The organism is Kitasatospora sp. NPDC058444, from assembly GCF_042721415.1.
Lineage (GTDB): Bacteria > Actinomycetota > Actinomycetes > Streptomycetales > Streptomycetaceae > Kitasatospora.
Genome location: NZ_JBHXLL010000014.1, coordinates 122,966 through 142,216 on the forward strand (window position 1 = coordinate 122,966; position 19,251 = coordinate 142,216).

The following is a 19,251-nucleotide window of genomic DNA, read 5'->3' on the forward strand; positions in this document are numbered from 1 at the left end:
GTGCCGCCCGGTGCCGCGTGGCACCGGGCGGCCGCGTGGCTTACAACTGTGCGGCGCCGTCGATGTTCCAGCGCTCGGGCAGGTCCGTGTCGCAGAAGGCGCAGGCGTAGTGCTCCTCGCGGACGAGGTTGCAGCGGTCGCACCGTGGGCAGCGGCGGAAGACCATCGCGTGAGTGAAGGCGCCGGGGTGCGGGAGCCCGATGCGGGTGAGGGCGGCGGTGACGGCGGGCCAGGAGGCGGTGTCGGGGCAGTAGCCGGTGGAGTGGTTGCTGACCGTCTCGACCTCCCAGCCGTCCCGCGACCGGTGGAACCCGATCTCCCCGGCGCTCATCACCAACTCCCCGCCCGCGCACGCCACATGCTCGCTACGGCGCGGGGCGAGCCGCAGTGCGCCGCCCAGGTCGACCACGAAGGTGAACGGTTCCGCGAGCTCCTCCGCCGTCCGGTCCGCCACCCAGGTGGCGAACTCGCCCGGGGTCCGCGCCGGTTGGCCACCCGGGCCGTCGACTCCCGCCCGCAGTTCCGGCGGACCCACGTACCGGTACGCCCGCCCGAAGCCGTCCGTCACCTCCGCCGTGACTCCCCGTTCGGCCAGCAGTGTCCGCCAGCGCGCCATCTCGACGGCCGTCCCGCTCAGACCGAAGTCCCGTAGCCCGTCGAGGAGCTCCCGTGCCTGGCTGATCGGGATCCCCGAGCTCTCGCGGAGCGCCCGGAGCGCGGCCACCGGATCGGTGAGCGGCCCGGCGAGCCGGAGCCGGGCCGGGCCGTGCGTGGTCAGCAGTGCCTCGCGGACGTCCTGCGGCGCGGCCTCCGGGCCCGAGTTCTCGCAGCAGGCGGCTCCGCACTGGGGGCAGTGGCGCTCGGCGTCCCACCACAACTCCCGCCCGTGCATGAGGAACTGCCCGAGGCTGCGGACGGCGGCGCCTCCACAGTCCGTGCACCGGACGGCCACCCGAGCGCCCTGCCCCTCGTCCGTCGCACCGGCTGCCCCCATGCCCGACACCCTACGGAACCCTGCGCCGCCGTCGGCCCCACCCGCCTCCACTCCCTCCCGGTTCAGGCCAGCCCGCCGGCCTGCCGGGCCGCCTGCTCCACGCGGTCGTGGTGGGCCCGCCACCAGTCGGCGTCGCCGGGGGCGGTGTTGGCGCCGTCGGAGCGCTGGCCGGTGGCGCCGTCCACGAGTTCGCGGACCAGGTCGGCGTGTCCGACGTGGCGGTGGGTCTCGGCGATCATGTGGACGAGTACGCGGTGCAGGGTCTGTTCGTGGCGGGCGCCGAACGGGACCTTGCCGACGGCGTCCAGCGGCAGGGCCTCGATGGTGGCGTCGGAGTGCGCCCAGACCCGCCGGTAGCGCCCGATGACCTCCTCGGTGCTCTCGTCCGCCCGCGCCCACATGTCGCCGTTCGGCTCGGTCTGGCCGATGATCCACACGGGGGCCGGTTCGGGGAAGGGGCGGCCGAAGGTGTCGCCGAAGTACAGGGCCTCGGCGCCGGTGACGTGCTTGACCAGGCCCAGCAGGTTGGTTCCGGTGGGGGTGAGCGGGCGGCGCAGGTCGTACTCGGAGAGGCCTTCGAGCTTCCAGAGCAGGGCGTCGCGGGCGTCCTGGATGTAGATCCGGAGGTCGGTCTTGTCGTCTGTCACGGTCATGGGATCAGTCTGGTGATCACGGAATCCCTGTCCATCGATTTCCCCTCCCGCGATTTCCCCTCCCGCTCGCCCCCAGGCCGGAAGTCAACTCGTGCCATGATCAGGTCCGTTCACCCGAGAACGGCCCCCGAAGGAGCGGTCATGGCCGACGGCGCCTGGACCTGGGACGAGACACTGTTCGCCGGAACGGCCGCCCACTACACCCGCGGCAGGCTCCCGTACGCACCCGGCCTGGCGGAGGGGCTGGCCGAGGCGCTGGGGCTCGACGGCCAGGGGCCCGAGGGGCTGGGGCTCGACGGACGCGGGCGGCTGCTCGACGTCGGGTGCGGGCCGGGCACGCTGGCGCTGGCCCTGGCGCACCTGTTCGGCGAGGTCGTCGGGGTGGACCCGGATGCCGGGATGATCGCCGAGGCGCGCCGGGCCGGCGCCGCGGAGCCCAAGGCCACCTGGGTGCGGGCCCGGGCCGAGGAACTGCCGCCGGGCCTCGGCACCTTCACGCTGGCGCCTTCGGCCAGTCCTTCCACTGGATGGACCGCGACCTGGTGGCGACGAGCGTCCGGCACATGCTGAGGCCCGGCGGCGCCCTGGCGCACATCTCGGACCTGAAGGGCGAACCCCGGCCCACCGAGGGACTGCCGCACCCGCCGGTCCCGTGCGCCGCGATCGGCGAGCTGGTCCGGCGCTACCTCGGCCCGGTCCGCCGCGCCGGGCAGGGGCTGCTGCCGCACGGTACGCCGGACGGCGAGGCCGCCGTCCTCGCCCGGGCGGGCTTCACCGGCCCGCAGCGGATCGTCGTCCTGGGCGGGCGACCGCTGGAACGTACGGCCGACGACGCGGTCGCGGGCGTCTTCGCGCTCTCCTCCTCGGCCCCGCACCTCTTCGCCGAACGCCGCCCGGCCTTCGAGTCGGATCTGCGGGGCCTCCTCGCCCGGACCTCGCCGTGGGGGCTCTTCTCGGAGCGGCAACCGAGCAGCGAGGTGTTCATCTGGCGCACCGCGGAGGAGCGTTGACGACGGGGGAGGTGGGGGAGCAGCCGGGAGCGGTCAGCGGACCACGTCGAAGACCTGCTTCTGGAGGCCGTTCCCGTACACCTCGTGCTCGACCAGCTTCAGCTTCTGGGTGTCCTTGTCCGTCGTGCTGAACAGGCGCTTGCCGGCGCCGAGCAGCAGCGGGAAGACGAGCAGGTGGTAGCGGTCGATCAGACCGGCGTCCGAGAGGGCGTGGTTCAGGGTGGCGCTGCCGTGGACGATGATCGGGCCGCCCTCGGTCTCCTTCAGCGCGGCGACCTCGTCGAGCGAACGCAGGATGGTGGTCTCGCCCCAGTTCGGCACCAGGTCGTCCTCGGCGAGGGTGGTGGAGACGACGTACTTCGGCAGCGCCTTGTAGCGGGCGAACTCCGGCATGTCCGGCCACACCGGGCTGAACGCCTGGTAGCTGACCCGGCCGAGCAGCATCGCGGTGGCCTCCTCCTGCTCCCGCCCCTTGATCTCGAACGCCTCGGGGAGGAACTCGATGTCCTTGAAGGTCCAGCCGGAGTTGCGGTAGCCGGGTTCGCCGCCGGGGCCCTCGACGACGCCGTCGAGCGAGACGAACGCGGTGCTGATCAGGGTGCGCATGGGTGGTTCCTCGGTTCTCGTGCGGTTTCTCGTGCGGATCTGGGGCTGTCAGGGTCGGTCGGGTCGGGCGGTTCAGGAAGGCCAGGAGAGCCAGGAAGGCCAGGTGGATCAGGTGAGCACCCCGGCCAGCCACTGCTGCCAGGCGGCCTCGGCCTCGGCCCCGTCCGGAGCCGGGCCGAAGAGGTGGTGGAACATCAGCACCAGGCCGGAGCCGTGGTGGAAGGTGTAGAGCCCGTCGGCGGTGCGGACCTCGAAGCGTTCGTCGTCCGCCCAGACCACCTCGCCGTCCAGCGGGGGCAGGCCCGTCGGTTCGCCGTGGACCGGTGTGCCCGCGGCGACCGGGAGCGGCAGCGACAGGGCGTGGGCGAGGAGGGCCCGGACCTCCGGCTCCGGTCGGCCGGCCGACGGCGCGGCGGCGAAGACGGGGGCGGCGGTGCGTCCGGGGAAGTGGGTGAGGTACTCGCGGAGCGTGTGGAGGTGGAAGGGCCAGCCGCGGCGCAGCGCGTCGTACTCGTCCTGCCAGTCGTCGCCGAGCAGGCCGCTGTGGACGACGCGGAGCACGGTGGCGCCGCCGTCCCGACCCTCGATCAGGTACTCGAAGGCCATGAACCGGCCGTCCTCGCCGGTGGCCGTACGGGTGGCCAGGCGCTTGCCGGGCTCGTAGGCGGTGACGACCGCCTCCGCGCGGTGGCCTCCGGTCTCCATGACGGCGGTGCCGCCCTCGCGCGGGTCCAGCTCGTTGCGGCCCATGAACCAGGAGTCGATCCCCGGTCCGGTGGCGATCGCCTCCCAGACCTGTTCCGGGCTCGCCGGGAGGGAGGTCTCCAGCTCGATCTCGAAGGGGTGGGTCATCGCGGTTTCTCCTGGTTCGGTGCGGTTGCGGCCCCCTCCGCCGCGCTGCCGGTGGCGTCGGCCTCCGGCCCGGCCCCGGCCGGTTCCGCCCCCGCCCCCGCCGCGGCCCCCGCCCCGGCCTCGGCGTCAGCCGGCGCCCCCGCCTCGGCTCCGGGCTGTACGGCGGGGATCTGGTGGAGCCCGACGACCACCCGGTGGTCGCGCCCCCCGGGAGCGGATTCGTCGTGGTAGCGGCTGACGAGGGTGGCCACGGACTGGGCCAGTTCCTCGGCGAAGGCGGCCCGGTCGGCCGCGGAGGCGAACCGCACCTGCGCGTCGATGCCGAAGGTGGCGACCCGCCGCCGGGCGCGGGAGGCGCCGGTCAGCAGGGACCCGACCTCCTGCACCAGCCGGGAGCCGAGCGCCAGCAGCCAGCGGGCGGAGAGCTGGTCGGGGGAGCGGGCGGGGTCCGGGCTCACGGCGGCCAGGACGCCGGGGGAGATCACGTAGGAGGCCGCGGTGGCGCGGTACACCCGTTCGGTGACGTTGCCCTTGCGGCGCTCCTCGGCGAGTTCGACGAGGCCGTGCCGCTCCAGTTCCTTCAGGTGGTAGTTGATCTTCTGCCGGGGCAGTCCCAGCCGGGCGGCCAGCATGGCGGCCGAACCGGGCTCGGCCAGGGCGGCGAGGAGGCGTGACCGCATGGGGTCCAGCGAGGCCTCGGCCGCAGCGGGTTCTTCGATCACGGCGACTTCCAGCACCGTTCCAGCATCCAACCGACAAAAAAATTTGTCAAGGAAAAAACACCTGTCGGTAGCCCGGCCGGACGAACCCGGTCCCCCGGACGGCGCCCGTGCCCCGCCCCCCGCGCGGGGCACGGGCGCCGTCGGCACCGGGAGCGCCGACACCGGCGCTCCACGACCAGGGCCCCAGTCGCCCCGCCGCCCGTCCGGCCGACCCATCGTCAGAAGTGGCTCCGCTCGCCACGCTTGTCGTGCCCGGCGACGGTCAGCCTGCACTGGCCGTCCTCGCAGGAGCGCTGGAGGCGGCCCCGCGAGACGGTCTGCGCCAATCCGATCGCCCAGCACATCGGGCAGCCGCGCAGGGCGAACAGGCCGACCGGCAGCAGGACCAGGCTGACCGGTCCGACCAGCGGGATGAGGGCGACCGAGCCGATCAGCGAGCCGAAGCCCACCACGCCGCGCGCGATGTGCTCGGGCAGGGACTTGCTGGCGAAGTCGGGGCCCTCGGGGCCGGCGCCGACCTCAGGCTTCGGTTCGGTCGTCGTTGCGGTCATCGTTCCCTCCGGGGACTGGTTCGAGAGGGGCCCGCAGCGTCCGTTGGACCGCCGAACGGGCCCGGTGCAGGCGGGACTTCATCGCGGCCGTGCTGAGGCCCAGGGCGTCGGCGACCATTCGGCCGCTGTGGCCCTGGACGTCCCGCATGATCAGCACGCGGCGCTGGTCGGGTGGCAGGGCGGCGACCGCGGCCGCCACCCGGTCCGCTTCCAGCCGTCGCAGGACCGCCTCCTCGGCCGAGTCCGCGTAGGCGGGGGTGGAGGCGGAGGCGGAGGCGAAGGTGGAGTCAGAGGCGTCCCGCTGCAGCGGCATGCTGTGGTCCCGCAGTCGGGTCCGCGCGCGCCGGAGGCACTCGTTGCGGACGATGCGGAACATCCAGGACGCCAGGGCGCCGGAGGCCCGCAGCATCCCGATCTTGCGGTACAGGATGATCAGGGCTTCCTGTGCCGCGTCCTCCGCGTCCTCCGGGGTGGCGCAGAGGGAGTGGGCGAATCGCTGCACGTTGGGGTGCGAGCCCGACACGAGTGCGGCGATCGAGTCGACGTCCCCGCCCTGCGCGGCGGCGATCAACTGCTCGCCGGGCCAGGTCGATTCAGCCACGCCCGGCTCGCTTGCGCTTCACGACCAGCATGCAGGTGCAGAGCAGCACCAGGGCGACGGCGATGCCGATTCCGATGATCATCACTACCTCCGGATTCCGTGTCCGACGGTTGTCGGAACGTTTATAAGAGGCGTGGGTGGCTCCAAAGGATTCGGCTCGCGGCGCGGAAAATCCGCCCGCGGCCAGGTCTGGCAGGCCTGGGCGGGCGGTCAGATCCGGTCGGTGCCGAACAGGGGGTCGAGCGGTTCGTCCTCGTACCCGAGGACGAGGCACTCCGTGGCGACCGGCCCCTGGGAGAGCTCTGCGAGTCGTGCGAGGGCCGTTGCCTCGGAGGGAAGCGCGGCGGGGTCGAGGCCGAGTGCCCGGGCCGCGCGGTGGCGCCGCTCGTCGAGGTCGGGGACGTCCTCCCGGTAGCCGTCGGCGACGGCTCGAAGCTCTTCGGCCGTCCGTCCGGGAGCGTCCCGCCACCACGGCGCCACGAGGCACAGCCGCAGCAATTCGGGCAGTCCGAGGGCGAGCGGGCCGGCCTCGCCGTCGAGGCTCACGTACACCACCGGGCGTTCCTCGCCGCCCTCGCCGACGAAGCAGAAGGCGTCTCCTGTGCCCGCCCGCGCGAACTGCTCCAATCGGGCCCCGGAAGCGAGACGGACTCCGTCCTCCAGCTCGTGGTCCGCCGGGCTCGTCGCATCGAGGTCGGCGACCCCGGCGAAGAACGCGACCACATCCTCATCGCCGGCGAGCAGGGGCAGCAGCGCGTCGGGCCGGGGCAGGTCGCCGGTGCCGCCGGCCGTGGCAGTCGATCCGTTCACCCCGCAACCGTAACCAGGGCCTCGGCGCCGGTTGCGACCCGGGCGGCAACCGTGGCTGCGCGGTTTCATCGGGGGAGTCGGGGAGGCCGCGGTCAAACTTCGCTGGGACTCGCCGAACTTCGCGCTTCGCTATACGGAGAGTGACGGATGGGGTGGACGGGTCGGACTTGAATCTTTGCGAACGAATGTTCGATCCTGGGGTTGTGCCCGTTTTCGAATCTGTTTTCGAATCCACCGCCGAGCAGCTCGCACGTCCCGTGCTCCGCCCGGTGGCGTCTCCGGCTGCCGTGCCGGGGGAGCGGGGGGAGCGAGAGGGGTGGGCGACGTCGGACGCCGGGCGGGCGGCGGAGCCCCGGGGGCTGCTGCCGGTGCCGTCCGCGCTGCGGGAGGTGCTGCCCGACGGCGGGCTGCGCCGGGGGACGGCGGTGTCGGTGGCGGGCGGGGACACCGGGCTGCTGCTGGCGCTCGCCGCCGGGGTGAAGGAGACCGAGGGCGGCTGGGCCGCGGCGGTCGGACTGCCGGACCTGGGGCTGGCCGCCGCCGAGGGGTACGGGCTGGACCTGCGGCGGCTGCTGGTCGCGGACGATCCGGGGCCGCACTGGGCCGAAGTGGTCTCGGTGCTGGCCGGCGCGGTCGAGCTGATCATGCTGCGCCCGGACGGGCCGGTGCCGCCGAAGCCGGCCGCCCGGCTGGCGGCGGTGCTGCGGCGCAGCGGCTGCGTGCTGCTGGTCGCCGGACCGTGGCCGGGCGCGGCACTGCGGCTGGGGGTGCGTTCCGGGCGCTGGTTCGGGCTGGGCGACGGCCACGGGCAGCTCGCCGGCCGGCAGGTGGAGGTGGTGGCCGAGGGCCGTGGCTCGGCGGCACGCGGCCGGACGGTCCGGCTCTGGCTGCCCGACGAGCACGGCGCGGTGCGCCCGCTCCGGGAGCAGCCGCGACAGGGGCGGCCGCAGCCGGCGGCGGAACCGGAGGTACCGGAGGTGCAGGTACTGCCGGCGATACCGGCGATACCGGCGATACCGGCACTACCGGTGATGCCGGCACTACCGGCGGCGGAGCCGAGGGCACCCCGCGTGGCGGCGGTGGTCTGAGATGGCGGACGACAGAACTCCCCGGGTGCTGGTGGTCTGGTGCCCGGACTGGCCGGTGGTGGCCGTCACCGGCGACGACCCGGTCGCGGTGACCGAGGGCGGGCGGATCCTCGCCTGCTCGGCGGGCGCCCGGGCGGCCGGGGTGCGGCAGGGGCAGCGGCTCAAGCTGGCCCAGCGGCTCTGCCCGGAGCTGGAGCTGCGCGACCGCGACCCGGAGGCGGAGACCCGCCGCTTCGAGCCGGTGGTCGCGGCGGTGGAGGCGTTCACACCCCGGGTGGAGGTGATCCGCCCGGGCCTGTGCGCGATCCCGGTGAAGGGACCGGGCCGCTACTTCGGCGGCGAGGAGGCGCTGGCCGGCAAGGTCGGCAGAGCGGTGGCGGACGCCCTCGGGCAGCCCCTCGTCCCGGACGCCGTCCCGGGCGCGGTGGCCGTCGAGGCCCGACCGGCAACCGGCTCCCGAGCCGAATCCGCCCCGCAGGCCCAGACCGTCCAGGCTCCAGCCGCCCCGCAGGCCCAAGCCCCAGCTGTCCCGCAGACCCAGGCCCCAGCCGCCCCCCAGGCCCAGGTCGGCGTCGCCGACGGCCTGTTCGCCGCCGTGCTCGCCGCCCGGGCCGGGGTGCTGGTCCCGGCCGGCCGGACGGCGGAGTTCCTCGCCCCGTACCCGGTGGGCGCGCTGGGCGACGAGGCGCTGGCCGAACTGCTCGGGCGGCTCGGCCTGCCCACCGTCGGGGCCTTCGCCGCCCTGCCGGCCGAGTCGGTCGCGGACCGCTTCGGCCCGTCCGGGACGGTCGCGCACCGGCTGGCCCGTGGCCTGCAGCCGCGCCCGCTGGTGCCGCGCGACGAGGAGCCGGACCTCTCCGTCGAGCAGCGCTTCGACCCGCCGGAGCCGCTGGCCGAGCCGCTGGTGTTCGTCGCCCGCACACTGGCCGAGCAGCTGCACGAGCGGCTGGCCGGGGCGGGGCTGACCTGCCGCCGGGTGGCCGTCGAGGTGGCCTGCGCGGACGGTCGGACGGCCTCCCGGTTGTGGCGGCACGAGGGCCGGCTGTCCGCGACGGCGCTGGCCGAGCGGGTCCGCTGGCAGCTCCAGGCCTGGCAGGGCGCGGGCACCTTCACCGGCGACGGGGAAGGCGGCGAGGACACGGGCTTCACCCTGCTGCGGCTGGCCCCCGACGGCCTCTCCCCGGACCAGGGCCGCCAGCTCGCGCTATGGGGCCAGGCCGTCGCGGACGACCGGGTGGAGCGGGCGGTCGCCCGGGTGCAGGCGGTGCTCGGCCACGCGGGACTGCGCCGGATCGAGCCGGCCGGCGGACGCGGCCCGGGCGAGCAGGCGGTCAAGGTGCCGTGGGGCGAGCCGTACGAGGCGGCGGTGCCGGCCGACGCTCCCTGGCCGGGGCGGCTGCCGGAGGTGTGGCCCGCCGTGGTGCTGCGGGAGCCCGCGCCGGTGCGGGTGCTGGACGGGGCCGGGCAGCCGGTCACGGTGGACGGCCGGGCGGGGGTGTCGGCCCGTCCGGCTCTGGTCGTGGTCCGGGGCCGGGAGGAGCGGGTGGACGGCTGGACCGGGCCCTGGCCGGCGGTCGAGTACTGGTGGGACCAGTCGCTGGCCCGGCGCCGGGCGCGGTTCCAGGTCGTGGTGGGCGGCGGCCGGGCGCTGCTGCTCACCGTGGAGGGGGGTGCCTGGTACCTGGAGGCCGGCTACGACTAGCGGCCCGGCACCCGGAAGCAGAGCCCGCAACGAAGAGGAGCAGGACGAGCACGAGGGGAAGCAGCACAAGCACGAGAGGAAGCAGCGCAAGCACGAGGGGGGAGCAGCACGAGCACGAGAACGACGAAGGCAACCCCCGATGGGCTTCACCAGCCACCCCACCCTCCCCTGGAGCGAACTGCACCGCCGGCTGACCGGCGCGGCGCCGGACCGTACGGTCGTCCCGCTGCGCCGCTCCGGTCCGGTCGAACTCCCACCCCCGGAAGTCGAGTTCGGGGCATCCTCCGGGAAGGCCGCCGAGCCCTGGGCCGAACTGCACGTCCACTCCGCCTTCAGTTTCTTGGACGGCGCCAGCGACCCGGAGGACCTGGTCGCCGAGGCGGTCCGGCTGGGCGTGGAGACCCTCGCGATCACCGACCACGACGGCCTGTACGGAGCCGTCCGGCTCGCCGAGGCGGCCCGGGGCACGGGCCTGGCCACCGTGTTCGGCGCCGAGCTGACCATCCGCGACGGCGGGACGGGCAGCGGGACGGGCGGCGGGGCAGACCGTGGGTCGAACGGCAAGCCGAGCAGCAAGTCGAACGGCAAACCGAGCGGCAAGTCGAACGGCAAACCGGGCAGCGGAACGGAGGAACACCTGCTGGTCCTCGCCCGCGACCCGGCCGGCTACCGCCGCCTCTCCGCCGCGATCGCCGCCGCCCAGCTGGCCGGCGGCGCCAAGGGCAACCCGGTGTACGACCTCGCGGCGCTCGCCGGGGCGCACGGCGGCCACTGGGCGGTGCTCACCGGCTGCCGGCTCGGCCGGGTCCCCGCCGCGCTGCCCGACCAGGCCGAGGCCGAGCGCCGGCTCCGTACCCTCGCCGAGGCGTTCGGCCCCGAGAACGTCCACGTCGAGCTGATCGACCAGTGGCTGCCCGGCGACGACCGGCGCAACGACGCCCTCGCCGCCCTCGCCGCGAAAGTGCGGCTCCCCGTGGTGGCCTCCACCAACGCCCACCACGCCGGCCCCGCCCAGGGGCGCCTCGCGCAGAGCCTGGCCGCGCTGCACGAACGCCGCACCCTCCAGGACGCGGTCGGCTGGACCCGGGCGGCCGGCACCGCGCACCTCCGCTCGGGCCGCGAGATGGCCGGCCGACTGGCCCGCTTCCCCGGGGTGCAGCGGGCCACCGTCGAACTCGGCCGGGCCTGCGCCTTCGACTTCGCCCGGCTGGACCCGGAGCTGCCCGGTTTCCCCGTCCCCGAGGGCGGGACCGAGATCAGCCATCTGCGTGCCCTGGTCGCGGCCGGCGGCCCGGCCCGCTTCGGCCCCGGCAACGCCGCCGCCCGCCGTCAGCTCGGCAAGGAGCTGGACGTGATCGAGGACCTCGACCTGGCCGGCTACTTCCTGATCGTGCACGACATCGTGGACTTCTGCCGCAGCCGGGACATCTGGTGCCAGGGCCGCGGCTCGGCCGCCAACTCGGCGGTCTGCTACGCCCTCGGGATCACCGCCGTCGACCCGATCCACTACAAGCTGCTGTTCGAACGCTTCCTCTCCACCGCCCGGGACGGGCCGCCCGACATCGACCTGGACATCGAGAACCGCCGCCGCGAGGAGGTCATCCAGTACGTCTACGGCCGGTACGGGCGCGAGCACGCCGCCCAGGTCGCCAACGTGATCACCTACCGGCCCCGGCTGGCGATCCGCGACGCCGCCCGGGTGCTCGGCTACCCGCAGGGGCAGGTGGACGCGTTCAGCCGGCAGACCGACTTCCGCTCCGCCCCGGGCGCGGACGCCGTCATCCCGGCCGACGTGCTCTCGCTCGCCGGCCAACTCCACGGTCTGCCCCGCCACTTGGGCATCCACTCGGGCGGCATGGTGCTCACCCGGGAGCCGATCGGCGAGATCTGCCCCACCGAGTGGGCCCGGATGCCCGGGCGTTCCGTGCTCCAGTGGGACAAGGAGTCCACCGCCGGCGCCGGACTGGTGAAGATCGACCTGCTCGGTCTCGGCATGCTCGCCGCCCTGCACGACGCCTGCGACCTGGTCGCGGAGCACCACGGCCTGCGCTACGACCTGGCCGGCATCCCGGACGACGACAAGGGCGTGTACGCGATGCTGCGCCGGGCCGACACCGTCGGCGTGTTCCAGGTCGAGTCCCGGGCGCAGATGGCGACCCTGCCCCGGCTCAAGCCGGACCACTTCTACGACCTGGTGGTCGAGGTCGCGCTGATCCGCCCCGGGCCGATCCAGGGCGGTTCCGTCCACCCGTACCTGCGCCGTCGTGCCGGGGTGGAGCCGGCCGGCTGCCCGCACCCGCTGATGGAGAACGCGCTCGGCAAGACCCTGGGGGTGCCGCTGTTCCAGGAGCAGATGATGCAACTCGCCATCGACTGCGCCGGGTTCACCCCGGCCGAGGCCGACCGGCTGCGGCAGGCGATGGGCGCCAAGCGCTCGCACGAGCGGGTCGCCCGGCTGCGCGACCGGCTGCTCGGCGGGATGGCCGAGCGCGGCATCCCGCCCGAGGTGGCCGAGGACGTCTACGGCAAGATCGAGGCCTTCTCCAACTACGGCTTCCCGGAGAGCCACGCGATCAGCTTCGCCTACCTGGTGTACGCCAGCGCCTGGCTGAAGCACCACTTCCCGGCGGCTTTCACCTGTGCCCTGCTGGCCAACCAGCCGATGGGCTTCTACTCGCCGCTCAGCCTGGTCGCGGACGTCCGCCGGCACGGCGTGCGGGTGCGCGGGGTGGACGTCAACGCCAGCGGGGCGCGGCCCACCCTGGAGCCGTACCGGGGGCCGACCCCCGAGCCGCCGCTGACCGCCGGGCGCCCGCAGCCGGCGATCCGGCTCGGCCTGGAGACGGTGCGCGGCATCGGCACCCCGCAGGCCGAGGCGATCGTGGCCGGGCAGCCGTACGCCGGCCTGGAGGACTTCGCCCGCCGCACCGGCCTGCCCGGGCATGCCCTGGAGGCGCTGGCGACGGCCGGGGCCTTCGACTGCTTCGGTCTGACGAGACGTCAGGCGCTGTGGGCGGCAGGGGCGTTCGCCGGGATGTCGGCCGGCCTGATCCCCGGCACCACTCCCGGCGCCGAGGCTCCGGAGCTGCCCGGTATGAGCCCGGTCGAGGAGACCATCGCCGACCTGTGGGCCACCGGCACCTCCGCCACCAGCCACCCGCTCCAGCACCTGCGCGCCCGGCTGGAGCGCGGCGGCGCCCTCCCCGCCGACCGGCTCCCGGACGTGCCACCGGGGACGGCGGTGGTGGTCGGCGGCCTGGTCACCCACCGGCAGCGGCCGCCGACGGCCGGCGGGGTGCTCTTCCTCAGCCTGGAGGACGAGACCGGGCTGATCAACGTGATCTGCAACCGCCCGGTCTGGGAGTCCCAGCGCCGCACCGCCCTGGACCGGGCCGGGCTGCTGGTCCACGGCCACATCGAGCGCGACCGGGGCGCCACCAATCTGATCGCCACCCGGCTCACCCCGCTCCGGATCGGCCTCTGAGCGGGGCGGACGGTGCCACCAGACGTCCTGGCCGCTCCGTGGCCCCTGAGCGCGGGAGGAATCAGTTCGGGTACCCGATCCCCGCCAGGTCCTCGGCGAGCTCCTCCGGGTCGGTCTCCGGGTTGAGCGCCGCCACCACGGCGGGGGTGAGCGGGCGCAGCGCCAGGACGTGCTCGATCGCGGCGAGGTCCAGCTCCTGCTCCGGCTCGAAGTACTCCTCGGCCCACGCCAGGTAGGCCTCCGCCGAACCGTCCAGCAGCAGCCCGAAGAGGCCCTCCGCGCCGTGCTCGGCGGGCGTGCCGCACTCGGCGGGCATGCCGTGCCAGGCGCTGTCCTCCGGCGCGCGCCAGAAGCAGACCGTCACGACCGGCCCGTCCTCGTGCTGGAAGGCGGGCTCCTCGGCGAAGCGGCGGAACTCCTCCGGCACGGCCGCGAGCAGCTCCGGGGCGTTGGGCGCTTCGTGGTCGAAGCCGCGTCCGTAGGCGCCGGCGGGGGAGAAGACCACGAACCAGTCGTCGCCCTGGCCGTTGCGCATCGAGGCCATCTCCTCGCCCTCGTCCCAGGCGGCGTCGAAGGAGTGGTACCGCGACTCCCAGTCGTCCGGGCAGAGGATCGCGTCGAGCGCGGCCAGCGCGCGGCAGCGGTCGCGCAGGTCGGGGACGGCGGGCAGGCGGCTGAGCAGGTCGTTCATGCCGCCATTCAACCCCGGGCCGCCGACAGCGCCGCGCCCCGGGCCTCGACGGCGCCGCGCCCCGGGCCCTGGCGGCGACCCGCCCCGAGGGGCCGGCCGCGAGCCTCCCGGGGCGCACCCTGCGCCCGCGCGCCCTACGCCCGCGCCCCGGGCTGCCGCCCCTTGCCCGGCGCCCCGGCGAAGGCCTGGGCGATCGGGAGCCAGGCGGTGGCGACCGGCCCGGTGGCGGTGAGGGCGAGGTCGTCCCGGTGGCGGCGCTGGGTCACCAGCAGGCAGAAGTCCAGGGCCGGGCCGGACACCACGTCCTGCGCCCCGGCCGGGCCGATGGACCAGGCGCCGCCGCCGGGCGCGGTCAGGTCGAGCCGGACCGGCTGTTCGGGCGCGGGCAGCCCGTGCAGGGTGAAGGCGAAGCCCAGGGTGCGCAGTCCCAGGTGGGCGATGTGCCGCAGTCGGTCGGTGGGCTCGCGGGTGGCGCCGAGTGCGTCCGCGACGTCCTGGCCGTGTGCCCAGGTCTCCATCAGCCGGGCGGTCGCCATCGAGGCGGGCTTCATCGGCGGGCCGAACCAGGGCAGCCGGACGTCGGCGGGGGCGGCGGCGAGCGCGGCCAGCGCTTCGGCCCGCCCGGCCCGCCAGCGGGCGAGCAGTGCCTCGGGCTCGGCGGCCGCACCCGCGCGGGCGCCTTCCTCCACGGGGTCGGCGCCGGCCGTCACCAGCTCGTGGAAGCGCCCGCCGAGCGAGGTGCCGAAGGCCTCCGGGTCGCGCGCGGCCAGTGCGGTCCAGTCGTCGGTCCAGGTCAGGTGGGCGATCTGGTGTGCCACCGTCCATCCCTCGGCGGGTGTCGGGCGGGCCCAGTCCTCGGCGGGCAGTCCGGCGACCAGGCCGTCCAGCACCGCGCTCTCGGCCCGCAGGTCCGCCAGCAGTCCGCCCAGGACATCGCCCGGGGTGTTCGGGTCGGTCATCGGTTTTCCCTCCGGCATCGGCTTCCCTTCCGGTCGAGGCGGTCGCCGCTCGGTGCCGGCCGCCCGACAGCGGCCACCCGGCAGTGACCACCTGATGGTTACTACCCGCCGGTAGCCACGGGCGCACCCTCCGCCCGCCCGCTCACCGGCGTCCACGACTCCACGAAACACGCATGTCACTACTCTCGCCACCGGCCCCATCGCGTGTGACAATTCCGCGATGACCAGGGCTGCGGACCCCCACCTTGCGCAACCCCTCGCCGACGCTGTGCGATCCGGCGGCCCCGACGGGCCCGAGGACCCCGGCGGCCCCGGCGGCCCCGAACTCGCCGCGCGCGCCGCCGAGCTGGTGCGGGACGCCGTGCTCGGCGATCTCGCCCGCCGGGTGGTGGCCGAGTGCGGGGTCGACGTCGGCCTGGTCGGCGTGCCCGAGCCGCTGCCCGGGAGCCGCCCCGGCAGCGAGGGCATGGTGCTGCGGCACTGGGCCGGCACCCGGGCCGACCTGCTGCACGACGCGCCCGTCCCGGCCGGAGTCGGCCTCGGCGGCCGGGCGCTCGCCGAACGCGCGCCCACCTGGGTGCCCGACTACCGTGCGGCGACGACGATTTCGCACCACTACGACGAGGCCGTGGCCGCCGAGGGCCTGTACGCGATGCTCACCGTCCCGCTGATGGACGGCGGCGCCGTGCGCGGCGTGGTGTACGCCTCGCTGCGCAGCGTCGTCCCGTTCGGGGACGTGCGGATCTCCGCGGTCGGCGCGCTGGCCAAGGCGGCGGCCCGGGCGCTGGCCGGGGCCGCCGCCTGGAGCCGCGAGCGGCCCCGGAAGGCCGTCCCCGTACCGCCGTTGACCCCGCGCGAGCACGAGGTGCTGCGCTGGGCGGCGACCGGCCGGACCAACCCGGAGATCGCCGCCCGACTGGGCCTGACCTGCAACACGGTGACGGGCTACCTCAAGTCCGCGATGCACAAGCTCGGTGTCCGCAACCGGACCGAACTCGCCGTCGCGGCACGGGAGTCGGGGCTCGTCAGTTGACCTGGCGGTCCCGCCCGGACCAGTACGGCTCGCGCAGCCGGAACTTCTGCAGCTTCCCGGTGGCGGTACGCGGGAGGGCGTCCCGGAACTCCACTGTGGTGGGCGACTTGTAGCCGGCCAGCCGCTGCTTGCAGTGTGCGATCAACTCGGCCTCGGTGACCGCCTGGTGGCCCTCCCGGAGCACCACCAGCGCCTTCACCGTCTCGCCCCACTTCTCGTGCGGCACGCCGATCACCGCCGTCTCGGCGACCGCCGGGTGGTCGTACAGGCAGTCCTCCACCTCGATCGAGGAGACGTTCTCCCCGCCGCTGATGATGACGTCCTTCTTGCGGTCGGAGATGGTCAGGTGCCCCTCCGTGAGGGTGCCGCCGTCACCGGTGTGGAACCAGCCGTCCGCCAGCGCCTCGGCCGAGGCCTCCGGCTGCTGCCAGTAGCCGTCCAGCACGGTGTTGGAGCGCACCAGCACCTCCCCGGAGGCGTCCACCCGCAGCCGGGTGCCGAGTGCCGGGGCGCCCGCCTGCACCAGCTTCTCGGCCCGCTCGGCGGCCGGCAGCGCGTCCCACTCGGACCGTGAGCGGTTGACCGTGACGACCGGGGACGTCTCGGTCAGGCCGTAGATCTGCATGAACTCCCAGCCCAGCTGCTCCTCGACCTGCTGCACCACCGAGGTCGGCGGCGGGGCGCCGGCCACGATCATCCGCACCCGGTCCCGGCCGGGCACCGGGCCGTCCCAGTCGGCGGCCGCGTCCAGCACCATCTGGACCACGGCCGGTGCGCCGCACAGGAAGGTCACCCCGTGCCGTTCGACCCGGCGCAGGATCTCCGCGCCGTCCACCTTGCGCAGCACGATGTGCCGGGCGCCGAGCCCGGTGAGGGAGAACGGCAGGCCCCAGCCGTTGGCGTGGAACATCGGCAGGGTGTGCAGGTAGACGTCCCGGTCGTTCGCGCCGAAGTGCAGGCCCATCAGTGTCGCGTTCAGCCAGACGTTGCGGTGGGTGAGCTGAACGCCCTTGGGGCGCGCGGTGGTTCCGCTGGTGTAGTTGATGGTGGCGGTGTCGTTCTCGTCCACCGCGTACCGCCGCGGGGTGCCGTCGAAGTCGTACAGCACGGCGTCGCTGTCCGCGCCGAGCACGAACTTGTGCTTGGCCACCACCCCGCTCAGGGAGTCGGCGACCTCGGGGTCGACCAGCAGCACCGAGGCGCCGCTCTGCTCGACGATGTACGACACCTCCTCGGCCTTCAGTCGGAAGTTCACCGGCACCAGCACCCGGCCGTAGCCGCTCACCCCGAAGAAGGAGGTCAGCAGCCGGGCCGAGTTGTGCGAGACGACCGCGACCCGCTCACCCGGCCCGACGCCGAGCCGATCCAGCCCGGCGGCCTGGGCCCGGGCCAGCTCGGCGACCCTGCGGTAGCTCAGCTCGCCCCAGGATTCGGCCGGCTGCACCGGCTCGTCGACGATGCCGACCCGGTCGCCGTAGACCAGCTCGGCCCGGTCGAGGAAGTCCATCACGGAGAGTGGAATCTGCATGCGCCCACTGTCCTCCCCCGCCCGCGCCCTGCACACCCCCGATCGGGGGTGTCACCCGTCCGTGGGCGCCGCGTCAGCGTTTGTGGGCGCCGCGTCGGCGTTCGTGGGCATCGCGTCCCTGACCGCGGGGAACGCCGTGCGTGCCGTGCGCCTGCTAAGAAGGTCGCAACGCACGGTCCAGCCAACGGGGAGCACACTCATGAACGACCAACGGCCCGGCACGCTCCACGAGGCCGTCGGCGGCATCGACGTCCTGCGCCGGCTCAGCCGCACCTTCTACCGGGGCGTCCTCGACGTCTCCGCCTCCCCGGCCGGTACCGACCTCGGCGAGCCCGGCCCGACCCCGCGCTGGGGCTGGGAGGGCCTCAAGTGACCGTCACCGCACCCCTGGTGGCCGATGGCCTGCTGCTGCGTCCGTTCGAGGACGCCGACGCGCCCGCCCTGATCGAGGCCTACCGGGACGAGACCCTGCGCCGCTTCACCCGCACGCCGGTGGACGACGCCGAGCAGGCCGCGCACTGGCTGCGCCTCCAGTACGAGGGCCGGGCGGCCGGCACCCGGTACGCCTTCGCCGTCCTGGACGCCGGCGAGCTGGTCGGCAACGTGGTGCTCAAGCGCGGCGCCCCGGGCGGGGAGAGGGCCGAAGTGGGGTACTGGACGGCCGGCCCGGCCCGCGGCCGGGGGGTGGCCCCGCGCGCGCTGGAGGCCCTCACCGCCTGGGCCTTCGCCACCTTCGCCGAGGAGGGGCTCGTCAGGCTCGACCTGCTGCACGAGGGCGACAACCACGCCTCCTGCCGGGTCGCGGAGAAGAGCGGCTACCCGCTCACGGAGATCGTCCCGGCCTTCCCGCCGTACCCGCTGGACGGCCACCGGCATTCCCGGAAATGGCTGGACGGGCCCGAACCGGGCAGTTCAGAGTAGGCGCATGGCTTCTCTGGTACGGCATGTGACGATCGATTGCGCCGACGCGTACGCCCTGGCCTCCTTCTGGGCGCAGGCGCTGGACGGCGCCCTGGGCGAGGAGGACAAGCCGGGCGACGAGGAGGTGGAGGTGAGCTCCGCGGGCGCCTCGCTGCTCTTCATCCGGGTGCCCGAGGGCAAGTCGGCGAAGAACCGGACCCACCTCGACCTCCAGCCGCAGGACCGCGGCCGGGACGAGGAGGTGGAGCGCCTGGTCGCCCTGGGCGCCGCCGTGCTGGCGGACCACCGCCGCCCGGACGGCACGGGCTGGGTCACCCTGGCCGACCCGGAGGGCAACGAGTTCTGCGTCGAGCGCAGCCGGGCCGAGCGCGCCGCCACCGAGAACGCCTGACGGATCGGATCGGCCGAGATCGGCCGGGATCAGCCCAGACCGGTCCTGATCGCTCCGAAGCAGCCCAGGAGCAGTCGAGGGGTCAGTCGGGCCACTCGCCCATGGCCGCCCGCCAGGTCCACGAGGACCTGCGCGGGCGGCCGTTCAGTTCCCCGCGCCCGGTGCACCAGAGCAGGACCTCCGCCGGGTGGGCGGCCGGCTCCCGCGGCGCGTCCGGGAAGAGCCGGTCGAGCACGAGGCGGCACAGCTCGGCGGGCGGCCGCCAGGGCAGGCCGAGGCCGCTGGTGATGTCGTGGGTGTGCAGCAGGGTTTCGGCGACGCCCATGGCGGCGAAGCCGAACGGCTCGCAGGGCCCGTGGTGGTAGGCGCGCAGCTCGGGCGGGGCGGCGTCCAGGGCGGTGGCGAGGAGCTGCCCGGCGGCGGTGACCACGGTGAGCACCTGGGCCGGGCCGGCCTCGGGCCGGACGGTGAGGTCCAGCGGCAGGTAGCGGTCCCGGGGGCGGGCGGCGAGCGCGACGTGGGCGGCGGTGTCGCGGCAGCTCCACTCCAGGAGTCCGGCGGGCGCGCCCCAGTCGCGGTCCTCGGCGTGCGGGGCGAGGACCGCGAGTGAGGCGTCCAGGGCGGCTCGTACGGCGTCGCCGTTGCGCATGCTCAC

At 74.8% G+C, this 19,251-nt stretch carries 19 protein-coding genes and 1 pseudogene; 8 read left to right on the top strand and 12 right to left on the bottom strand.

Annotation, left to right across the window (positions count from 1 at the left end; genetic code table 11):
* Positions 1-40: 40 nt before the first annotated feature.
* Together ACFWP2_RS17280 and ACFWP2_RS17285 are read right to left on the bottom strand one after the other, a co-directional pair.
* A complete protein-coding gene (locus ACFWP2_RS17280; protein WP_380451932.1) occupies positions 41-994 on the bottom strand; it encodes a hypothetical protein in 954 nt (317 codons plus the stop codon).
* A 62-nt stretch (positions 995-1,056) separates the two neighbouring features.
* Entirely contained in the window at positions 1,057-1,647 is a 591-nt protein-coding gene (locus ACFWP2_RS17285) for a DinB family protein (protein ID WP_380451934.1), read from the bottom strand.
* A 141-nt stretch (positions 1,648-1,788) separates the two neighbouring features.
* Between ACFWP2_RS17285 and ACFWP2_RS17290 the strand changes: the two are divergent.
* Positions 1,789-2,657 (top strand): annotated as a pseudogene (locus tag ACFWP2_RS17290) (class I SAM-dependent methyltransferase).
* A gap of 33 nt (positions 2,658-2,690) precedes the next feature.
* Here ACFWP2_RS17290 and ACFWP2_RS17295 read toward each other — a convergent pair.
* From ACFWP2_RS17295 to ACFWP2_RS17320, 6 genes are all read right to left on the bottom strand, one after another.
* Positions 2,691-3,263, bottom strand: coding sequence for a dihydrofolate reductase family protein (locus tag ACFWP2_RS17295; protein WP_380451937.1), 573 nt, complete (start codon positions 3,261-3,263; stop codon positions 2,691-2,693).
* Positions 3,264-3,371: 108 nt separating this feature from the next.
* On the bottom strand, positions 3,372-4,115 hold the full coding sequence (locus tag ACFWP2_RS17300; protein WP_380451939.1) for an SRPBCC domain-containing protein: 744 nt from the start codon (positions 4,113-4,115) through the stop codon (positions 3,372-3,374).
* Positions 4,112-4,852 carry an ArsR/SmtB family transcription factor gene (locus tag ACFWP2_RS17305; protein WP_380451941.1) on the bottom strand — a complete coding sequence of 247 codons (741 nt, stop codon included), beginning with the start codon at positions 4,850-4,852 and terminating at the stop codon, positions 4,112-4,114. Before ACFWP2_RS17305 ends, ACFWP2_RS17300 begins: the two co-directional genes overlap by 4 nt.
* 203 nt (positions 4,853-5,055) lie before the next feature.
* A complete protein-coding gene (locus tag ACFWP2_RS17310) occupies positions 5,056-5,388 on the bottom strand; it encodes a hypothetical protein (protein WP_380451943.1) in 333 nt (110 codons plus the stop codon).
* Positions 5,357-5,989: an RNA polymerase sigma factor gene (locus ACFWP2_RS17315; RefSeq protein ID WP_380451945.1), complete on the bottom strand. Its 633-nt coding sequence runs from the start codon at positions 5,987-5,989 to the stop codon at positions 5,357-5,359. The genes ACFWP2_RS17310 and ACFWP2_RS17315 overlap by 32 nt, the downstream gene beginning before the upstream one ends.
* Positions 5,990-6,199: 210 nt before the next feature.
* Entirely contained in the window at positions 6,200-6,799 is a 600-nt protein-coding gene (locus ACFWP2_RS17320; protein ID WP_380451947.1) for a hypothetical protein, read from the bottom strand.
* A gap of 368 nt (positions 6,800-7,167) precedes the next feature.
* Here ACFWP2_RS17320 and ACFWP2_RS17325 point away from each other — a divergent pair, with 368 nt between their 5' ends.
* The 3 genes from ACFWP2_RS17325 (at position 7,168) to ACFWP2_RS17335 (ending at position 13,073) form a co-directional block, all read left to right on the top strand.
* Complete coding sequence (locus ACFWP2_RS17325; RefSeq protein WP_380451949.1) at positions 7,168-7,887, top strand: hypothetical protein; 720 nt, start codon at positions 7,168-7,170, stop codon at positions 7,885-7,887.
* A 1-nt stretch (position 7,888) separates the two neighbouring features.
* Entirely contained in the window at positions 7,889-9,589 is a 1,701-nt protein-coding gene (locus tag ACFWP2_RS17330; RefSeq protein WP_380451951.1) for a DNA polymerase Y family protein, read from the top strand.
* Between the two features lie 139 nt (positions 9,590-9,728).
* Positions 9,729-13,073, top strand: coding sequence for an error-prone DNA polymerase (locus ACFWP2_RS17335; RefSeq protein WP_380451953.1), 3,345 nt, complete (start codon positions 9,729-9,731; stop codon positions 13,071-13,073).
* Between the two features lie 61 nt (positions 13,074-13,134).
* Here the strand turns inward: ACFWP2_RS17335 and ACFWP2_RS17340 are convergent, their stop codons facing one another.
* Positions 13,135-13,764, bottom strand: coding sequence for a hypothetical protein (locus ACFWP2_RS17340; protein WP_380451955.1), 630 nt, complete (start codon positions 13,762-13,764; stop codon positions 13,135-13,137).
* Positions 13,765-13,898: 134 nt separating this feature from the next.
* Complete coding sequence (locus tag ACFWP2_RS17345; RefSeq protein ID WP_380451957.1) at positions 13,899-14,723, bottom strand: TIGR03084 family metal-binding protein; 825 nt, start codon at positions 14,721-14,723, stop codon at positions 13,899-13,901.
* 220 nt (positions 14,724-14,943) lie between these two features.
* On the opposite strand from ACFWP2_RS17345, the gene ACFWP2_RS17350 reads away from it, so the two are divergent.
* Positions 14,944-15,756 carry a LuxR C-terminal-related transcriptional regulator gene (locus ACFWP2_RS17350; protein WP_380451959.1) on the top strand — a complete coding sequence of 271 codons (813 nt, stop codon included), beginning with the start codon at positions 14,944-14,946 and terminating at the stop codon, positions 15,754-15,756.
* Here the strand turns inward: ACFWP2_RS17350 and ACFWP2_RS17355 are convergent.
* Entirely contained in the window at positions 15,749-17,284 is a 1,536-nt protein-coding gene (locus tag ACFWP2_RS17355) for an AMP-binding protein (RefSeq protein ID WP_380451962.1), read from the bottom strand. The genes ACFWP2_RS17350 and ACFWP2_RS17355 overlap by 8 nt on opposite strands.
* Before the next feature lie 199 nt (positions 17,285-17,483).
* Between ACFWP2_RS17355 and ACFWP2_RS17360 the strand changes: the two genes are divergently transcribed.
* The 3 genes from ACFWP2_RS17360 to ACFWP2_RS17370 are packed head-to-tail and all read left to right on the top strand — an operon-like array spanning position 17,484 to position 18,596.
* On the top strand, positions 17,484-17,657 hold the full coding sequence (locus ACFWP2_RS17360; protein WP_380451964.1) for a hypothetical protein: 174 nt from the start codon (positions 17,484-17,486) through the stop codon (positions 17,655-17,657).
* On the top strand, positions 17,654-18,205 hold the full coding sequence (locus ACFWP2_RS17365) for a GNAT family N-acetyltransferase (RefSeq protein WP_380451966.1): 552 nt from the start codon (positions 17,654-17,656) through the stop codon (positions 18,203-18,205). The genes ACFWP2_RS17360 and ACFWP2_RS17365 overlap by 4 nt, the downstream gene beginning before the upstream one ends.
* A gap of 4 nt (positions 18,206-18,209) precedes the next feature.
* A complete protein-coding gene (locus tag ACFWP2_RS17370; RefSeq protein WP_380451969.1) occupies positions 18,210-18,596 on the top strand; it encodes a VOC family protein in 387 nt (128 codons plus the stop codon).
* An 82-nt stretch (positions 18,597-18,678) separates the two neighbouring features.
* Here the strand turns inward: ACFWP2_RS17370 and ACFWP2_RS17375 are convergent, their stop codons facing one another.
* A complete protein-coding gene (locus ACFWP2_RS17375) occupies positions 18,679-19,245 on the bottom strand; it encodes a hypothetical protein (protein WP_380451971.1) in 567 nt (188 codons plus the stop codon).
* Positions 19,246-19,251: the final 6 nt, after the last annotated feature.